Origin of the sequence: Paenibacillus sp. Lou8.1 (assembly GCF_024213565.1) — a bacterium.
In the GTDB taxonomy this organism is placed as follows: domain Bacteria; phylum Bacillota; class Bacilli; order Paenibacillales; family Paenibacillaceae; genus Paenibacillus; species Paenibacillus polymyxa_B.
Genome location: NZ_JANAVN010000005.1, coordinates 120532 through 138050, shown reverse-complemented (window position 1 = coordinate 138050; position 17519 = coordinate 120532). Strand labels below are relative to the sequence as shown.

17 protein-coding genes are annotated in these 17519 nt (G+C 46.9%); 4 read left to right on the top strand and 13 right to left on the bottom strand.

What is annotated here, in order from left to right; genetic code table 11:
• Position 1: 1 nt before the first annotated feature.
• From NLX78_RS08800 to NLX78_RS08785, 4 genes are all read right to left on the bottom strand, one after another.
• Positions 2–748, bottom strand: a complete 747-nt coding sequence (locus NLX78_RS08800) for an ABC transporter ATP-binding protein (RefSeq protein ID WP_013311782.1) — start codon at positions 746–748, stop codon at positions 2–4.
• A gap of 18 nt (positions 749–766) precedes the next feature.
• Positions 767–2158 (bottom strand): DEAD/DEAH box helicase, encoded by a 1392-nt coding sequence (locus NLX78_RS08795; protein ID WP_061830094.1) that lies wholly within the window; start codon positions 2156–2158, stop codon positions 767–769.
• A 122-nt stretch (positions 2159–2280) separates the two neighbouring features.
• Positions 2281–3060: an SDR family NAD(P)-dependent oxidoreductase gene (locus tag NLX78_RS08790; protein WP_081330690.1), complete on the bottom strand. Its 780-nt coding sequence runs from the start codon at positions 3058–3060 to the stop codon at positions 2281–2283.
• A 39-nt stretch (positions 3061–3099) separates the two neighbouring features.
• On the bottom strand, positions 3100–3558 hold the full coding sequence (locus tag NLX78_RS08785; protein ID WP_061830098.1) for a chemotaxis protein CheX: 459 nt from the start codon (positions 3556–3558) through the stop codon (positions 3100–3102).
• Between the two features lie 429 nt (positions 3559–3987).
• Here NLX78_RS08785 and NLX78_RS08780 point away from each other — a divergent pair, with 429 nt between their 5' ends.
• The 3 genes from NLX78_RS08780 to NLX78_RS08770 all read left to right on the top strand — a co-directional run bounded on the left by NLX78_RS08780 (position 3988) and on the right by NLX78_RS08770 (position 6656).
• Entirely contained in the window at positions 3988–4890 is a 903-nt protein-coding gene (locus NLX78_RS08780) for a LysR family transcriptional regulator (protein WP_023990132.1), read from the top strand.
• Between the two features lie 60 nt (positions 4891–4950).
• Entirely contained in the window at positions 4951–5760 is an 810-nt protein-coding gene (locus NLX78_RS08775; protein WP_061830102.1) for a histidinol-phosphatase, read from the top strand.
• A 155-nt stretch (positions 5761–5915) separates the two neighbouring features.
• On the top strand, positions 5916–6656 hold the full coding sequence (locus tag NLX78_RS08770; protein WP_061830104.1) for a GTP pyrophosphokinase: 741 nt from the start codon (positions 5916–5918) through the stop codon (positions 6654–6656).
• Between the two features lie 172 nt (positions 6657–6828).
• On the opposite strand, the gene NLX78_RS08765 is transcribed toward NLX78_RS08770, so the two are convergent.
• Positions 6829–7584 carry an alpha/beta fold hydrolase gene (locus NLX78_RS08765; protein ID WP_069290312.1) on the bottom strand — a complete coding sequence of 252 codons (756 nt, stop codon included), beginning with the start codon at positions 7582–7584 and terminating at the stop codon, positions 6829–6831.
• A gap of 97 nt (positions 7585–7681) precedes the next feature.
• Here NLX78_RS08765 and NLX78_RS08760 point away from each other — a divergent pair, with 97 nt between their 5' ends.
• The gene (locus NLX78_RS08760) at positions 7682–8569 is read left to right on the top strand and encodes an NAD-dependent epimerase/dehydratase family protein (RefSeq protein ID WP_254350168.1); all 888 of its coding nucleotides are present in this window, start codon (positions 7682–7684) and stop codon (positions 8567–8569) included.
• 99 nt (positions 8570–8668) lie between these two features.
• Here the strand turns inward: NLX78_RS08760 and NLX78_RS08755 are convergent, their stop codons facing one another.
• The 8 genes from NLX78_RS08755 to sdhA all read right to left on the bottom strand — a co-directional run bounded on the left by NLX78_RS08755 (position 8669) and on the right by sdhA (position 17518).
• Positions 8669–10120, bottom strand: a complete 1452-nt coding sequence (locus tag NLX78_RS08755) for an MFS transporter (protein ID WP_061830105.1) — start codon at positions 10118–10120, stop codon at positions 8669–8671.
• A 182-nt stretch (positions 10121–10302) separates the two neighbouring features.
• Positions 10303–11301, bottom strand: a complete 999-nt coding sequence (locus NLX78_RS08750) for a helix-turn-helix transcriptional regulator (RefSeq protein ID WP_254350167.1) — start codon at positions 11299–11301, stop codon at positions 10303–10305.
• Positions 11302–11489: 188 nt separating this feature from the next.
• Positions 11490–12098: a GNAT family N-acetyltransferase gene (locus NLX78_RS08745; protein WP_254350166.1), complete on the bottom strand. Its 609-nt coding sequence runs from the start codon at positions 12096–12098 to the stop codon at positions 11490–11492.
• 51 nt (positions 12099–12149) lie between these two features.
• Entirely contained in the window at positions 12150–12890 is a 741-nt protein-coding gene (locus NLX78_RS08740) for a metallophosphoesterase family protein (protein ID WP_025724028.1), read from the bottom strand.
• 105 nt (positions 12891–12995) lie between these two features.
• A complete protein-coding gene (locus tag NLX78_RS08735) occupies positions 12996–13940 on the bottom strand; it encodes a metallophosphoesterase (protein ID WP_069290317.1) in 945 nt (314 codons plus the stop codon).
• A 65-nt stretch (positions 13941–14005) separates the two neighbouring features.
• Positions 14006–14815, bottom strand: coding sequence for an AAC(3) family N-acetyltransferase (locus tag NLX78_RS08730; protein ID WP_254350165.1), 810 nt, complete (start codon positions 14813–14815; stop codon positions 14006–14008).
• 170 nt (positions 14816–14985) lie between these two features.
• Positions 14986–15753 carry a succinate dehydrogenase iron-sulfur subunit gene (gene sdhB / locus NLX78_RS08725; RefSeq protein ID WP_013311795.1) on the bottom strand — a complete coding sequence of 256 codons (768 nt, stop codon included), beginning with the start codon at positions 15751–15753 and terminating at the stop codon, positions 14986–14988.
• 19 nt (positions 15754–15772) lie between these two features.
• On the bottom strand, positions 15773–17518 hold the full coding sequence (gene sdhA / locus NLX78_RS08720; RefSeq protein ID WP_061830109.1) for a succinate dehydrogenase flavoprotein subunit: 1746 nt from the start codon (positions 17516–17518) through the stop codon (positions 15773–15775).
• Position 17519: the final 1 nt, after the last annotated feature.

The window sequence follows — 17519 nt, the reverse complement described above, 5'->3', positions numbered from 1 at the left end:
CTCATTCCCTGCCTTGTACCAGCTCATAAAATGCATCTTCCAGCGGCATGCCCGGCTTACCCGCCTGTGCTGTCACTTCGTCCAGCGTACCCTGTGCAATGATGGCACCCTGATGAAGTACAATGAAACGATCACAATAATTTTCAATCGTGGACAAAATATGAGAACTGAGCAGAATGGACGAACCCGAACGCTTCATCTCTAACATAAAGTCAAGCAGGGAACGAATACCCAGCGGGTCCAAACCCAAAAAAGGTTCATCTATGACATACAACGGCGGTCCCGCTAAAAATGCGCACATAATCATCACTTTCTGGCGCATCCCTTTAGACAGGTGCATCGACATACTCCCACTTTTATCCCGCATACGGAACAAGTCTAGCATTTGATCACTGCGCGTGCGGAAATCTGCTTCGCTAACTCCGTACGCTCTGGCCGTGAATTCCATATGCTCCATCACCGTCATTTCAGGATACAGCTCTGGAGATTCAGGTACAAAAGCAATGGCTCCCTGATATTCCTCGGGATTCTCATCCTGCTTATGCCCCTGCACACGGATTTCTCCGGCCTGCGGTGTCATCAGGCCCAAAATATGCTTCATGGTCGTACTTTTCCCGGCACCGTTCAGACCGATCAGTCCTACCATTTCACCCGGTTTCACATCCAGCGAAATTTGATGCAGCACCGGGCGCTTGGCGCTATATCCGCCGGTCAGTCCGTTAATTTGCAACACAGGCTGTTGTTCCATGGCTCCCCCTCTTCTCCCTTACTCGTTCGGTTTTGATCCTTTTTCCTTCAGCCATCTTGGTGCACCCTTGTTTTTGCGATCACGCTCGCGCTGTGCTTTTCCTGCTTTGGACAAGGCTGCTCCTTTGCTCTTGCCTGGAGCTGAACCGTTCGCGGAATTTCTGCCAGGACGTCCGTTTTCGGCACGAACAGGTGCCTTTCGGTCCTCCGCCGATGCTCCATTAGATAAGGATCTAGCCTCGGATGGTCTTACAGGTGCACGCTTGGCATCCGCCGGACGCGGCACAACTACTCGACCTCCATGCAACGCACGCTCTGCGATGTCAATGCCCAGTTCACGGGAGAACTTACGCATGATAAATGTTTCACGGTCAGTGACAACCGATGCCACTAATCCTTTGCGTCCCATCCGTCCTGTCCGTCCTGCACGGTGAACATAAGCTTGACTATCCGTAGCCGGGTCAAAATGAATGACCATTTCAAGTCCCTCAATATCCAGACCACGAGCTGCCACATCCGAAGCGACCAGTACTTTGAGCTTGTCCTCGCGGAATTTGGCCAACACGTTGCTACGCGTAACTTTATCCGCATCTCCATACAAGGACGCCGTAGTCAGCCCCATATGCTTGAGCTTGGCTTCAATCTCCCCGATGGCATTGGTCGTATTCACGAACACCAGTGCTTTTCTCGGATTAAAATGTCGCACCAGACGGCGCAGCATATCCACCTTATCCCGTTCTTCAGATACAAAGTAATAGTGTTCCAGTCCACTGGCCGTCTTCTGGTCGGGATCAATCCCAATTTCTACGTATTCACGCATCTCCCGTTTTGCCAGCGACTGAATCTCATCGTTCAGCGTTGCGGACAGGAATACCAATTGACGATCACGTTGGGCGGTGCCCAATATGTTGGTTACATCGCCTGCTCCGCCAAGCTGGAACATCTGATCCACCTCATCGATGACGATGGCTGTAATATTGTGCATTTTCAGCTTTTTCGAAGCGATGAGTTCCCGTACACGTCCTGGTGTACCCACGACAAGCTGTGGATGATCCTTGAGCTTTTCGATTTGACGTTTGATAGCCGCCCCACCAATCAGACCAAGTACACGGATTCCGCGATGCTCTCCGTAGCGCTGACCCTCACGTACAATTTGCATAGCGAGCTCCTGGCTTGGAGCTAGTATCAGCTTTTGCGTAGCCTTTTTCTGTGGATCAATCGCTTGCAACAGCGGCAGCAAATAAGCCAGTGTCTTGCCTGTGCCAGTTTGTGAGCGCGCCAATACATGCTTTCCCTTCATTATTTCCGGTATAGCCTCTGCCTGAACTGGCGAAGGCTGTGTAATTTCATGCTCAGTCAGTTTGTCCAACAGATCTTGTTCAACGCCGAGCGATTCAAAATTCAATGTCATGAAAAGGTCCAACCCCTATACGTAAATTCGTTACTCTCCATTATATGCGAAAATAGCCCTGTTACCAAATCACAAAAATAAAAGATGTCCCTCACCATAGCTAATGGCTTACGGGACATCTTTTATTTCTTATTCATCACACCATGACCCAGCCTGTCGGTCAGTCTGGGAGCTAACTGATACAGCTTGAGAAAAGGAGATACCCAACGTGGCAGATTAACCTCCTCCTTGCCAAGCTCCATCGCTCTTACGATATGCCGTGCTACCTTATCAGGTTTTAGCATAAACCAGCTTACATTTCGAACATATCCTCCTGAAGGATCTGCCAGTTCAAAAAACGGTGTGTCGATTGGCCCGGGGTTAATCGTCGTTACAGTCACTCCACTCCCGCGCAGCTCTTGCCGAAGCGCATTGCTGAAACCGAGCAACGCATGCTTCGTCGCCGTGTAAGAAGAAGATTTAGCTGTCCCGATTTTCCCGGCCATGGATGCTACATTGACAATCTGTCCATGGCCCCGCTCTGTCATTTGCGGCAGAAACGCCTTGATGCAGCGAACAACACCCATGTAGTTCACGTCCATCATTTGTTCAAACTCCATCAGGTCGGTTTCATTAAAATACTCAAACTTTCCGTAGCCCGCATTGTTAAGCAATATATCGACCCGTCCGTACTGTTCCAATACTCGTGCAGCAACAGCCTCTACCTGCTCCTGGCGGGTGACGTCCAGTTGGATAAGCTCATGTCTGCCGCTGATTCCCGCAGATACTTGCTTCAGTCGCTCCTGCGAGCGTGCTGTTAAAATAGGAATCGCGCCCTTTTCGCTTAACAACTGAGCGCAAAGGGCGCCAATCCCACTAGATGCACCTGTAATCACAACTATCTTGTCCTGTAGTATATTCACGGTCATCCCTCCACATTAAAGAAACTTGCTCCTTTAATATTAAGAGATCATCACCTGAATATCCAGCTCACCGATTCCTTCCACCGTAAGCGGAATATAAAGGGCACGCTGAGGCACAAAAGTGGTCAAGTTTTCTGATTTCATGACCTGCGGAGGCGTAATATCCACGACAATTCCCTGACTGGACAAAATCGTACTGGCATTACCACTAATCATATTGCCCAATTCTGAAATTGCGCTTTTTCCCATCTCATCAATTTCAGTCAACACAAATCCGCCCATCATCGCTGATACCATACGTAGCGCCACCTGTTCATTCAGGCCGAACACAATATTTCCGCTAAGCTGTCCGGTCATCCCGATCATAATCCAGATGTGGTCGTCCACCAGCTCGACATTTTTCACACCAAGATTTCCGGGTGAAGGAGATACTTGGATCAATTGTTCAATGACCCGTCGCGCCGACTCCAAAAAAGGATTTATCACTTCTGCCTTCACGATCAAAGCGCCCCTTTACGATGGGCTTTTAGACATACAACAAAAGTCCCATTTAAATTAGAATTTTTTAATTAAATATTACTGTAAAACGAATCGATCCTCAATAAAATGCTCTCTATATCACTTATCGACAGCTACCCGGTAATTTTTTATAGCTAAATCACAAAAAATGTGAATAATGTCCTATATCTTTGCTTCTTACCGGTTTTAGATTGATTATTTTTGAAGGATATCAGGACTTTAGTCTTTATTTTCCAATATACCACACTTTAAGGTGCTCTGCTTCGATTCATTGCCCTTCCTGCTCGAATAACCTATAATTTAATGAAATAAAGCATAACGACGGTTTTACATATGAACCTATGGATTGGCTAAAAATATTCATTCTATACAACTGCGATAAGATTAAGAAAAGAGAGGAGGAACTTCATGAACATCAGTCAACTTGAAACACTTATCATGATTTCCAAAACGATGAGCTTCCGCAAAGCCGGAGAACTTCTCAATTTGACGCAGCCGGCGGTGTCCGCCCAAATTAAAAGTCTAGAGGATGAGTTCAAAACCATTCTGATTGACCGCAACCAGCCTGTCACCCTGACCGACCGGGGAGCTGTTTTTTTGGAACACGCCGAGCGCATATTAGAGGTTGTTGAGGAATTAAGACAAAAATTATACGATCTAAACGAAACACCGCAGGGTCACATTGCGTTGGGCACCACAACATCCATCGCTATTCAAATTTTACCGCGCGTGCTTTCCTACTTTCAGGATCAGTTCCCTCTCATCAAAACCTCCATTCAATCCATGGCTTCCTCAATGATTTATCAGCAGGTGGAGAACGGACTTATTGATGTTGGCATCGGTTATCTGATTGAACGTAATCCCAATTTAAGCACTTCGGTTCTGTACTACGATTCCTTTGAGCTCGTCGTGTCTCCTACTCATCCACTGGCCTCACAACCACATGCTACCATTGAGGCCCTTCGGGAAATTCCACTGATTCTGCTCTCTCCCGATACGGTGGGACGAAAATTCGTGGATGATGTATTTAAAAAGCACCAAATCGTACCTCATGTCGTGATCGAGTTGTCCAGCAGCGAGGAAGTCAAACGGATGGTCGAAATTAATCTCGGTGCTGCCATTATTTCCAGACTATCGGTCACTTCTGAACTGCGTGCAGGCACATTAAAAATGATCCATATTCCCGAGCTGGAAGTTAGTCATCCGGTAGGAGTGATTTATAAATCCGGCCGATATCTAAACTCAGCCATGCAGCAATTTTTAAGTGATCTGAAGGGGATGCCGGAGACGAATTTCACCAGTTCTGAATAACGTAATTCGCTATGAACACCATACGAAATATAAACCCTGATTACGAAAGGAAGACAGGCTATGAAATTTGATCTGCACACCCATCATTTCCGCTGCGGTCATGCAGACGGAAACATTCGAGATTACATTGAAGCAGGCATTCAGTCGGGCTTACAAGCGATTGGTATTTCGGACCATTCCCCTTTCCTGGGCAGCGAACAGGATCAGGCTTTTCCTAAAATTTATATGGCTAAGTCACAGCTTGCTGAATACGTAGAAGAGGTACAACAGCTTAAAAAGGAATATGAAGGCCGTATTGACGTGCTCCTCGGATTGGAAACGGATTATTTTCCTGATTTTGCTGAATTATATCGTTCCACTCTGGCTCCTTATCCATTTGATTACCTCATTGGGTCGATTCACAATGTCGAAGGGAACAGCATTTTTAACCGTAACCGTTGGAACAAATTAAGCGACGCTCGTAAAATCGAGGTCAAACAAGCCTACTATGCGCTCATTCAGGAATCTGCGCGAAGCGGCATGTTTCAAATTTTGGGTCATATTGACGCAATGAAGGGAAATTTTCCTGCCTTTTCAGACATTCCTGCCGATGAAGCCATTGATGAAACCTTGCAGGTAATTGCGGAATCCAATGTGGCGATTGAAATTAACACTTCGGGTAAAACCAAGCTAAGTGGCGGATGGTACCCGTCTGCTTCTATTTTAGAAAGAGCGCACCATTTTGGTGTGGAGGTCACTTTTGGTTCGGATGCCCATAAGCCTTCGCGGGTAGGCGATGACTGGGAAGAAGTAAAGGCAATGCTGAAGGATATCGGCTTCCGGGAATGGGTCTATTTTAAAGAAAAACGTAAAATTCCTGTGGTGCTTTAAAATTCAAGGTGGGAATTGCCGCTCCGCAAATCATTTGATCTTACGAACGCTGCTGCAATGGGATTGTTGGGGATTGTAATTTATACGGTGATAATTCCATTGCAAAGGCGAACGCTTAGCAAGATTATGACATCTATGTGTGAGGAGAATTACATATGCACTTGGAAGATCCTATGAACAAGCTTAAAAAGCTAAAACATGATATCACGCGATTTATGCTCATCTATAAATTTGCGCTCGACGAAATGGAAACCAAGATTGAAATATTAAAGCAGGAATTTCAAGCATTGCACGATTACAGCCCTATTGAGCATACCAAATCACGCCTTAAATCTCCTGAGAGCATCATGAATAAAATGATTCGTAAAAATAGCGAGTTATCGCTGGATGCTATCAAAGATCATATTAAGGATATCGCAGGTTTGCGTATTACTTGCTCTTTTATTTCTGACATTTATGATGTCAGTAACATGCTTCAGAGACAAAGTGACTTGAAGGTACTGGAAATTAAGGATTACATCAAGAATCCCAAGCCGAACGGTTACCAGAGCCTGCATTTGCTGGTTCAAGTTCCTGTATTCATGTCGGATTGTGAGGAGCTAGTCTGCGTAGAAGTGCAAATTCGAACCATTGCGATGGATTTCTGGGCCAGCCTGGAGCATAAAATCTTTTATAAATACAACCAGTCTGTGCCCGAAAACCTGACACGTGAATTAAAGAACGCAGCAGATTCCGCTAATGCTCTCGATCTTCAAATGGAGCGACTGCATCGTGAAATTAAGGAGATTAAAGACGCTAGAGGTGAAGAGGACTCCATAGAGGAGCTTCGGAAGATTATGATTAATAATCAGCAAATTACGGTGCCGGCCAATTTCTTGAAGCTTCTAGGAGAGTAAGATTAGGCGGTGCTCCACCGCTATCGAATGATTTGATCTTATGATCGCTGTTGCAACGGGATTCACTGGATGGTATAAGCCCTTTAAAGGGTAGAATCCCATTGCTAAGGCGAACGCCTGCGCTTCTCCAGATTCAAATTCTCCACTCCGCCTGCAGGATACAAATTTATGATCAACGAATCGCGTGTTTGCTCAAAAATTGAAGAATAGAATCATTGATTAAGATCGGCTTCTCTCTAAGCATGTGCGGTCGATGACTACAACCCGGAGCAATTAGATAACGTGAGTCTTGGACCCTTGAGCATAATTCCAGGAGTTGCTCTTCTGTGGCGAAATCATCATGTTCACCCGCGATAAATAATGCAGGGCACGTAATGCTGCTTAACTCACTACGTGTCAATTGCGGATATTGGCGCCAATCCTGTGCGCTCTGACGCATAAATTCTTGCCAATTCCCCTGATGTGCCTCCTCATGCCGATCCATCATTTGATGGATCATTTCATAACGTTCGTTTTTGATGAGCCACTCTGGTTCAAATTCATCTGCCCCCTCAGGACATGCGACTCCACTACAGCCTATGGTCGTAACGGTAGCAAACATTTGAGGGTGCTTCACCGCACAGTATAAAGCCACATTGCCTCCGCAGCTGTACCCAATAAGATGGGCTTTGGAAATATGTAGCGCCTCCATAAAATCAATTACATCTTCTGCGAGTTGAGGGGTGCTCCATTCCAGGCTATCACATTTTGTTCTGCCATGACCCCTGTGGTCGGGAAAATAACATGTATACTTTTGCTGAAAATCAAGTAATTGCGATGAAAAAGCTAGAATTCCTCTTGAATAATGACTGTGCAAAAATATGACGGGTTCTCCTGCCCCCATTTTTTCATAATACATTTCTAAGTTCTGAATCTCTACGTATGGCATATGATCCTCCCCTTTTCAGTCGCTCCGTATCATTTACAATCATTATTTCGTCTATCTTAATATAAATGAAAACCATTTCAGGAGGAGTGATGTAAGTATGAAAAAGATACTTGTTTTGGGTGGAACGCGCTTTTTTGGCAAGAGACTGGTGGAACGTCTGCTAGAGAGTTCCGAGAACTCCGTTACCATCCTCACACGAGGCCAAACGAGCGATTCGTTTGGTGACCGCATTCAGAGAATCTGTGCAGACCGTACCGACCGGCAAGCACTCGCTGAAGCGGTAGGTGAGCAAGTGTGGGACGTTGTTTATGATAATATTTGCTTTTCTCCAGATGAAGCCAGCGAAGCCTGCCGCATTTTTGATGCTAAAGCCAAGAGGTATATTGTGACCTCCAGCCTATCCGTCTATGATTCGAGCCCGGAAGTGCTGACAGAGAGCATCTTTGACCCTCAGGCTTACCCGGTTCGCAAGGGCGGGAAGGACGATTTTACATATCAGGAGGCTAAACGGCAGGCAGAAGCAGTTTTTATGCAGCAAGCTACATTCCCTGTAGTTGCTGTTCGTTTTCCGATTGTATTGGGGACAGACGATTATACGAAAAGACTTCACTTTCATATCGAACATGTTCGTGAAGGAATAGAAATCGGAGTCCCTAATTCCGCAGCACAAATCTCATTTATTCGTTCCGATGAAGCCGCAGATTTTCTGTTTTGGCTTGGTCACACTCCTTTAACAGGGCCTGTAAATGCTTGCTCCGACGGTACAGTGAGGATTGGAGAGCTCATTTCGATCATTGAGCAGGTAACGGCAAAACAAGCTGTGATGAAAGAAAAAACAGCAGACGAGCACATGTCTCCATTTGGTATTACACAATCGTGGTACATGGATACGTCCAAAGCCCAGTCAGAGGGATACTCATTTCTCTCCCTACATGAATGGCTTCCAGAGCTGGTAACCAGCCTGAACCGCTCCTATAAATCATAAAAAAAGAGGACCCGAAGCCTCGGGTCCCAGCAATATATATATAATTCAAAGGGGGTCATGTCTATGTTGTACCCACTCTATGTTAAAGTAACTTTGCATTTATGTTTCATTTTTGTAACAAACTGAAATACAAATGAGCCCAGCCAAGGCAAGAAGGCCACTCGCCGCCACAGAGATAGAGAATGCCCTGATATAATCTGACAATTTAGCTTCTGAAAGCGTGTGATGAAGCGAGGAAGAGAACAAGAACCCAATCAAAGCGACTCCCAACGAATTAGCCAAGTACATAAAGGTCGTGAACAAGCCTGAGCCCGTTCCTGCCTCTTCAGCCGATACAGCACCTAGGACGACATGAGCCAGTGGCGTTGTGGCCATCCCGAGACCCAAACCATATACACCTAGTATCATGATATTTTGAATATGAAATAGGTGGAACGCATCTAGATGTAACGATCCAATGAGCAGAAAGCTACAAATTCCCATGATTAGCATACCTGATTTCAGCACCTTGCTCCCCCACCTCTTAACCAGCCTGGACGACCATAATGAGGTAAGAAAAAAGCCAACACCTAGCGGTAAAAAGACCATACTTGTGGATCGAACACTGTATTCCAAACCGGATTGTACATAATAATTCAAAATAAAGAAGAACGAAAACATACTAAGATAGATGACAATTACCGTCAATATCCCTGCGCCGAATGAACTCTTTCTAAATATAGATAGACGAATAAAAGGCGAGCCTCCCTTCTTTTCTTTTCCCATTTGCGTAACTATAAAAGCAACCAAAACCAGAATGGACAACAGCAGACAACCCCATGTCCCTAAAGCCCAGCCCTGCTTTTGTCCGGTTGTCAACGGATAGACAAACAACAATAAACCAAGAAGCAACAGAAAAGCCCCTGCCCAATCCATGTTTGGCACGGATCTGCCATAGGATTCCGAAATAATAGGACAAAAGAGTAACACTAACAGCCCAAAGGGAACATTAAAAAAGAAAATAATACGCCAGCCCAGGCCAAAAAGGTTCCAGTCTACCAAAAATCCACCCAGAATTAAACCAAGTGTAAACCCAACCCCGATGATAGCTCCATAAATCGCAAATACCAGCCCTTTCTCTCTGGGAAGAAAGCTGCTTTGCATGATAGATAGAACCTGGGGTTGAATCATGGCGGCTGATATCCCTTGAAGCACACGGATCATAATGATTAATGTAGGGTGCGATACGATCCCTCCTAACAAAGCCATTAATGTAAAACCCAACACCCCGATGCATAACATGCGTCTTCTACCATACATATCTCCTAGTTTGCCACCCAATATCAAGGCCACAGCCAATCCCAGAGAATAGCCCGTAAATATGAGCTGTGCCTCCGAAAAGCTGGCGTGCAGGTCCGCCTGCATCATCGGAAGGGCAACCTGCATCATATAGGTATTCAATGAAATCAACAAAGTGGGAAGTAAAATAAGAGCTAATGCGTACCAGCGACGCGAGTCTACCTGCTGTACTGCTTGAGGATTAGTCATGGATATGGCAAAACGATCTTTCATGGTAGTTCCTCCAACTCTATAATGGTTATCTTTGATCTTTTCATTTCTCATCTCAACTTGATAACCATTATCATCTATAAAGGAAGGAGGCTCTACCTACGGAGGTATTTTCTATCCCTATAGAAGGAGCACATATGCAAAATCCTCCAAACACGATGGACATGCTTGAAGGATTGGTTTCATTAAGATTTATTCGAAAATGTATCTGGGTTACGTATTTTCTTGATATATTCGCTAGGATTACAACCATAATACTTTCGAAAGGTTGTCGTAAAATTGCTGGCGTTGCTGTACCCAATTGAAAAGGCAGTCTCTCCAATGTTTAATTGTTCAACTTCCAAGTACCAGAGTGCTTTTTCCATTCTTTGCTTACGCACCATTTCAAAAATAGTCATTCCGAATAAATGGGGGAATCCCTTCTTTAGCTTGAATTCATTAAGCCCAACCTTTCGAGCCAGCGCTTGAATAGACAGGGGATGTTCAAAATGAAGAATGACGAATTCACGAGCCTTTTGGAGCTTAGATATATCTTCACGACTTATAAAATGGCTTGTCCCCCTTGTTTCATGTCCATCCATCTCCCCAAATAATGCAATAAACTCCATTGCCTTGCTTTCCATGTATAACCGTTTCATCGTCCCATTGTAGTTGCAATGTATCATGTCAAAAACACACTTATGCATGGCTGGCGTATCCGCATAAGAGTCAATATTCCCCTTGTAACGCTGTAACCATGTTTCCATGCTATGCTTTTCTGCGATATCTCCGGCATAATGAAAAAGCTCTTGTGGAGAACATCGTATTTCCAGCATTTGATGGCGAACTCCTGCCTTCTTTTCCTCATAAACCAGTTCATCCTCTAAATATAAAACATTCCCGGTCAAACGATTGGTATGACTTTCTTTGCCGTTCCATTCACAGTATATTTCACCGTTTAAGCAATAGCTGAGTTCAAAGAGTGGACAAGCCTCCTGAATATGAAGCTTCATATTCTGTTCAAAGGTGAGATCCGTGACCACGATTTCCATACCTGGGCGAATCTGTGTGCGTGTCATGCTTCCCTTGCCCATATGCGGGGGAAGCGTGAGTTGTTGCTCCCATTTTTTATGATGAATACGACCATCCACAAGCTCCGTGAATTGGTCAAATAAATGATGTATGTCTGCACTCCATATATTCAAAGCCAATATCAGCCCTTCTTTCCTGTTCAGTCCTAACTATAGAATAACAAAAAAAGAGGACCCGAATCATCGGGTCCCAGCAACATTTATTATTCAAAAGGGGGTCATGTCTGTATTGTACCCGTCCTGTGTTAGAGTTGTTTTGCAGTTATATTTCATCTTTGTAACAAAATATTCCACTGCCATTTCTATGCATAATCTCCTTGGTTCATCGAAAATACCAATACACTCGGCACCTCTCCTGAGGTATTATAAGCACCAATTGTACGCAGCAGGCGCATCTTATTTTTAATAAGTACGCGCATGGAAGCCTGATTATCCTCTTGGCAACGACTTTCGATCCGCTTGAGCTTCAAAGATCCGAAACCAAAATTCAGCATTTCTCCCACCACTTCTGTAGCCAGCCCCTGTCCCCAAAAAGGACGATCCAGAATATAGCCCAGTTGTGCCTCACCCGTTCTTTCATTCCATTGCTGAAAAGAGACGATACCGAGCAACGGTGAGGAGGTAAGCTCATTGGATTCACCAAGTAGATTGCTTTCTCCTGTATTTCTCTGATGCCATTCCACCGCAAAATGCAGGGAATCTAGTGAATCAGCAGATATTTTAATTTGCGCAACCAGACGCCGCATTCGTGTATTGACTGGTTTGCGAATTCGATTCACATATTGGATCACCAATGGATCGGATAGAATCCGTTCCAGCGCGGGATAATCCTCCGTTCTTAGCTGGCGCAATCGGACTCGGCGGGTGTAAAGCTCCGGTAGCCCAAGACGAAGCATTTCTCTGGTCAGCACAATGTTCCCCCCTGCGGATGGATTGGCTTTTAGAAATGAATGTTTCCATACTTAATCCAGGTCCTGAATCCCGCGGTAAATTCCTGTGCGCAGCTCTCGAATATAATACGGCAAAGAAGGCACAGCAGCTTCCTCCGCTTGTTTTACTGCCAGTTCTATATCATAAGGTACACGTACAAAATGAATGGAAAAGGACGTAGGCTGCTCCTCTCCCATCTCGCCCTCTAAAATGCAGTAGGAAGCCTGCGTAACATCCAACGGATTCCCGACACTGCCGACGTTAAAAAGGGTTTTTCCCTGAAAATGCTGGATAAAAGCATTGTGCACATCACCATATCCCACAACATCTGGAGCAAAAGCAACTTTTCCATTTTCTTCTGCTAACGGATCGAACATGGCAAGCCGTTTTTCCGGCTCATCCCATGGCTGCACACGGTGATATACACTTTGCGGCGAGGCATGCACCAGACGGATACGGCGTCCGCTCATTCTGAAATCATAATGAAACGGTAACTGTGCCAAATACTGCACTCGTTCTGCCCCCAAGCGCTCGGCTTGCCAGCTAAAATTGAGATCATCCGTAATACTAACCAGCTCATCCCAATTCCCCCGCACGACCACTTCACAACGTTGACGGACAGCATCCAGAACCTCGCACGGGCTAGGCCCTTTGCCGATCAGATCCCCCAAACAAAACACACGGCTAATGCCTCGGGAAGCAATATCCTCCAGCACCGCCTCACAGGCAGGCCAATTGCCATGAATATCTGAAATGACAGCAATACGATCCATCTGAACCTCACTCCTTTGTCCAAAACGACTACATCTCTACACTACATTCAAGCCATCTTTATGTAGTTCCAACATATATGATAAAGATGAAAAAAAGATCATGGCCTATTGGCCGGATTTTAGCGTAATGACGCTAAGCTCTGGTCTGCACAGCACGCGAATCGGCAGATGTGTCATGCCAATGCCTCGGCTGACATACAGCGGCATTCTCTCTGTCCCCACATGAAATAATCCTTGGATGTACTTGCGTCCACCCGGAGGCGGCATTGGTGCTCCAATGACCGGCAAGCGTACCTGTCCTCCATGCGTATGCCCCGACAGTTGAAGATCAAAGGACATTTGTGCCGCCACATCTGCATAGTCCGGCTCATGCATCAGCAGGAGCTTGCACATCTCATCAGGGAGTCCGTGGATGGCACGCTGCGGATTGGGCTTGCCCATAATGTTATCCTCTAAACCGACCATGGCTACACGCTGTCCCGCAAGCTCTACAATCGCATGCTCGTTTCTCAGCAAGGTAAATCCGGTTTTCGGGTATAATTCCTGAACTCCGGCTGGTAAGCCTCTATAATCATGATTGCCCAGAATAGCAAATTTGCCAAGTGTGGCGTGCATCGAAGCCATAACTGGAACAGCAGCCTTCATGGATACTGCATAGTCATCTACAATATCGCCTGTAAAACAGAGCAAATCTGGCTTCAGACCTGCTATACGGTCCGCAAGCTCGCGCAGATCCTGCTCATCCATATGAAAACCCAAGTGCACATCACTGAAATGTACGACCCTGATTCCGTCGAAAGCAGACGGAAGACGAGGGAGAGTCAAGTTGAAGCGTGTAATTTCCAAATGATTAGGCTCCCATAAGGAAGCATATCCTCCAGCCAGAAGCGCGGTTCCGGCTGTGGCTAAAGCCGCTTTTTTCAAAAAATGGCGGCGCGAAGGATTGGCTGGTTCATTTGAAATGGAACGCCGCGAAGAACCGGGAGGGATAGCGGCCCCCTGATGCGGGCCATCCTGACTCTCGCGGCGGGTGTGCGGCGTCTTCTCCATATGCGTTCCCCCTTGCGATCTATTCCTTGATCTCACTTTTTAGAAATTCTTACTGTCCAGAAGCTTTAGCGATGGATGGACAACCACTGCTCCGCATAGTCTACCAAATCCCGTTGCCTCGCGAAAAAACATGAAGCCTCTCCAATGTTCACTCGCGTAAAAGCTGAGGGACAGTCCCGTTCAAAATCAAGTCCCAGCTTCTCAAAGTCATCTGAGGTAATATTAAAATCCTGAAAAGATACCCACGCTTTTGCTCCATCCACTATCATAGGAGCTTGATGCGTGATCACTTCTCGTCCATTATAGGCTGTTCGATATTCCGCCAAATGCAAGGACGTGTTGCTGTCATGTCCGCAGCCCAACAGCAGCACATAGGCATCTGCCTCATACAGCTTTGCCAAGGGCGAATGCTCACCCAGCCCATAGTTGAGCTGATGATCTGTCAGTAATCCCAAAGCAGCAGGTCCACGTGCCGCCAGAGAAACATGCGGATGCCCGCTGCGCTTGGTTCCCGGCAGGCCACGGAACGTTTCTACAATGATGCCCATCCCCCCGGTCAGCGTCCAGGCCGGATTATAAGCGGGCATTTCCTCGCGTACCAGTTCCCACCATGACTCATCCAGAGGCGGGTTCATCCAGGTCGAAGGATCAGTCAAGTCATGAGACTGTGTCGGCATCACCAGCGTCCCTTCCGGGCCAACCGCTTCGGTTAGCGCGGCAAGAATGGCCGAGGCTCCGCCTGGAACAAAGCGCCCAAAGCTGCGCATCGACGAGTGAACAAGCAATGTCATGCCGCTCCGAACTCCCAGCTCCTTTAATCCCTTCATGACATCCGACCTAGTGACAGGTCGATTCGTTATCGGTTGCACAGTCACCTGTCCAGCCTCCTTTTCTCCAAAAACGATACACAATACCATAATTATACCATAACTGCTATCCGCGCTCCTTCCTCCATGTTACCCTCCATCTTTTCTGAGCGCAAAAAAACAGGCTTTCTCCAGTTTGAGAAAAAGCCTGTTTGGGCAAACCTATTCGCTGTCTAGTGCTATACAGTCAGCCAGCGCTTGAACATATGCTTGGTCGTTTCCTTATTCATTTCGGCAATAGAAGTTGTCAACGGAATGCCTTTCGGGCAAGAACGTACGCAGTTTTGCGAGTTCCCGCATCCTTCCAGCCCATCGTCCGTCATCAACGCCTCCAGCCGTTCTTCTTGATTCATTTCCCCTGTCGGATGGCTGTTAAACAGGCGAACCTGAGATATCGCCGCAGGTCCGATGAACGTCGTCTTCTCGTTGACGTTCGGGCAAGCTTCCAGACAGACACCGCAGGTCATGCACTTGGACAGCTCATACGCCCACTGACGCTTTTTCTCTGCCATTCTAGGACCAGGGCCCAGATCGTAGGTACCGTCAATCGGAATCCACGCTTTGACCTTCTTGAGCGCGTTAAACATCCGGCTACGGTCGATGACCAAATCCCGAACTACCGGAAACGTGCTCATCGGCGCGATCGTAATCGGCTGCTCCAGCTTATCGACGAGCGCTGCACAAGCCTGACGCGGCTTGCCGTTAATCACCATGGAGCATGCTCCGCATACTTCCTCCAGGCAATTCGACTCCCAGCATACCGGGGCCGTCTCTTTACCGTGGCTGTCCACCGGGTTACGCTGAATTTCCATCAGCGCGCTAATCACATTCATCCCCGGACGATAAGCCAATTCGAATTCTTCCGTATAGGGACTGGCTTTAGGATCAGCTTGACGGGTCACAACGAACTTCACTGTTTTATTCGACTTCACTGCTTGCTCCGACATCTAAATACACTCCCTTCCGTTATTTGTTCTTGGAATAATCCCGAATACGGGGCTTGATCAGCGAAACATCCACCGCTTCATACGAGATTTGTGGTCCTTCCGGTGTCCAGTCCGCAATCGTTGTTTTCAGGAAATCCTCATCGTTGCGATCCGGAAAGTCTGGTTTGTAATGGGCCCCGCGGCTTTCGTTGCGCAGTAGCGCACCTTTGGTCATCGCTTCAGCCAGCTCCATCATATTCCACAGTTGCCGTGTAAACGCCGCACCCGCATTGTTCCAGCGCGAAGCGTCATTAATGTTAATGTTAGAGTAACGCTCCTTCAGCTCCTTGATCTTGTGGATCGTGGCTTCCAGCTTGTCATTATAACGAACCACAGTCATGTTGTTCGTCATCCACTCACCCAGCTCTTTATGAAGAACATAAGCATTTTCTTTTCCGTCCATATGCAAAATACGCTCATATTTCTCCGTCTGCTGATGAACTGCTGCATCAAATACGGAGGTAGCTATATCCTGTGCAGATTTTTTCAAGCCCTTGATGTATTCCACAGCCTTAGGTCCAGCCACCATCCCGCCGTAAATGGCTGACAGCAACGAGTTCGCACCCAAACGGTTCGCACCGTGATATTGGAATTCACACTCACCAGCCGCGAACAAGCCCGGTATATTCGTCATCTGATTGTAATCGACCCACATACCGCCCATTGAATAATGAACAGCCGGGAATATTTTCATCGGGATTTTGCGCGGATCGTCACCGACGAATTTTTCATAAATTTCAATAATGCCGCCCAGCTTTACATCCAGTTCTTTCGGGTCCTTGTGTGACAGATCAAGGTAGACCATGTTCTCGCCATTAATACCCAGTCCATCATCAACGCATACACTGAATATTTCACGTGTCGCAATATCGCGAGGGACCAGATTTCCGTAAGCCGGATACTTTTCTTCGAGGAAATACCATGGCTTACCGTCCTTATACGTCCAAATACGACCGCCCTCTCCCCGTGCCGACTCGGACATGAGACGCAGCTTGTCATCACCTGGTATAGCCGTCGGATGAATCTGGATAAACTCACCGTTCGCATAGCGTACGCCTTGCTGATACACCGCACCGGCAGCCGTGCCCGTATTAATGACGGAATTCGTGGTTTTACCGAAAATAATCCCGGGGCCACCAGACGCCAAAATAACTGCATCCGCCGCAAAAGTCTTCACTTCCATCGTACGCAAATCCTGCCCGCAAATCCCTCGACAGATGCCTTCATCATCCAGTACAGCCTGTAAAAACTCCCAGTTCTCGTACTTGGTCACCAAACCCGCAGATTCCCAGCGCCGTACCTGCTCATCGAGAGCGTACAGAAGCTGCTGTCCTGTCGTCGCACCGGCAAAAGCGGTCCGATGATGCTGGGTACCGCCGAAGCGGCGGAAGTCCAGCAGTCCTTCCGGTGTCCGGTTAAACATGACGCCCATGCGGTCCATGAGATGAATGATCCCCGGAGCCGCTTCGCACATCGCTTTTACCGGAGGCTGGTTGGCCAGAAAGTCCCCGCCATAGACTGAATCATCAAAGTGAATCCAGGGTGAGTCTCCCTCACCCTTGGTATTTACCGCACCGTTGATGCCGCCTTGAGCACAAACGGAGTGGGACCTTTTGACCGGAACCAAAGAAAATAAATGAACGTGAACTCCCGCCTCTGCCGCCTTGATCGTAGCCATTAGACCTGCCAGACCGCCGCCCACGACAATAATGTTGGATGCTGCCATT

Excerpts from the sequence above, each read along its gene's own strand:
- NLX78_RS08735 (WP_069290317.1), bottom strand. The coding sequence starts at position 13,940 with ATGGAGAAGACGCCGCACACCCGCCGCGAGAGTCAGGATGGCCCGCAT.
- sdhB (WP_013311795.1), bottom strand. The coding sequence starts at position 15,753 with ATGTCGGAGCAAGCAGTGAAGTCGAATAAAACAGTGAAGTTCGTTGTG.
- NLX78_RS08740 (WP_025724028.1), bottom strand. The coding sequence starts at position 12,890 with ATGGATCGTATTGCTGTCATTTCAGATATTCATGGCAATTGGCCTGCC.
- NLX78_RS08800 (WP_013311782.1), bottom strand. The coding sequence starts at position 748 with ATGGAACAACAGCCTGTGTTGCAAATTAACGGACTGACCGGCGGATAT.
- NLX78_RS08770 (WP_061830104.1), top strand. The coding sequence starts at position 5,916 with ATGCACTTGGAAGATCCTATGAACAAGCTTAAAAAGCTAAAACATGAT.
- NLX78_RS08780 (WP_023990132.1), top strand. The coding sequence starts at position 3,988 with ATGAACATCAGTCAACTTGAAACACTTATCATGATTTCCAAAACGATG.
- sdhA (WP_061830109.1), bottom strand. The coding sequence starts at position 17,518 with ATGGCAGCATCCAACATTATTGTCGTGGGCGGCGGTCTGGCAGGTCTA.
- NLX78_RS08760 (WP_254350168.1), top strand. The coding sequence starts at position 7,682 with ATGAAAAAGATACTTGTTTTGGGTGGAACGCGCTTTTTTGGCAAGAGA.
- NLX78_RS08795 (WP_061830094.1), bottom strand. The coding sequence starts at position 2,158 with ATGACATTGAATTTTGAATCGCTCGGCGTTGAACAAGATCTGTTGGAC.
- NLX78_RS08775 (WP_061830102.1), top strand. The coding sequence starts at position 4,951 with ATGAAATTTGATCTGCACACCCATCATTTCCGCTGCGGTCATGCAGAC.
- NLX78_RS08755 (WP_061830105.1), bottom strand. The coding sequence starts at position 10,120 with ATGAAAGATCGTTTTGCCATATCCATGACTAATCCTCAAGCAGTACAG.
- NLX78_RS08765 (WP_069290312.1), bottom strand. The coding sequence starts at position 7,584 with ATGCCATACGTAGAGATTCAGAACTTAGAAATGTATTATGAAAAAATG.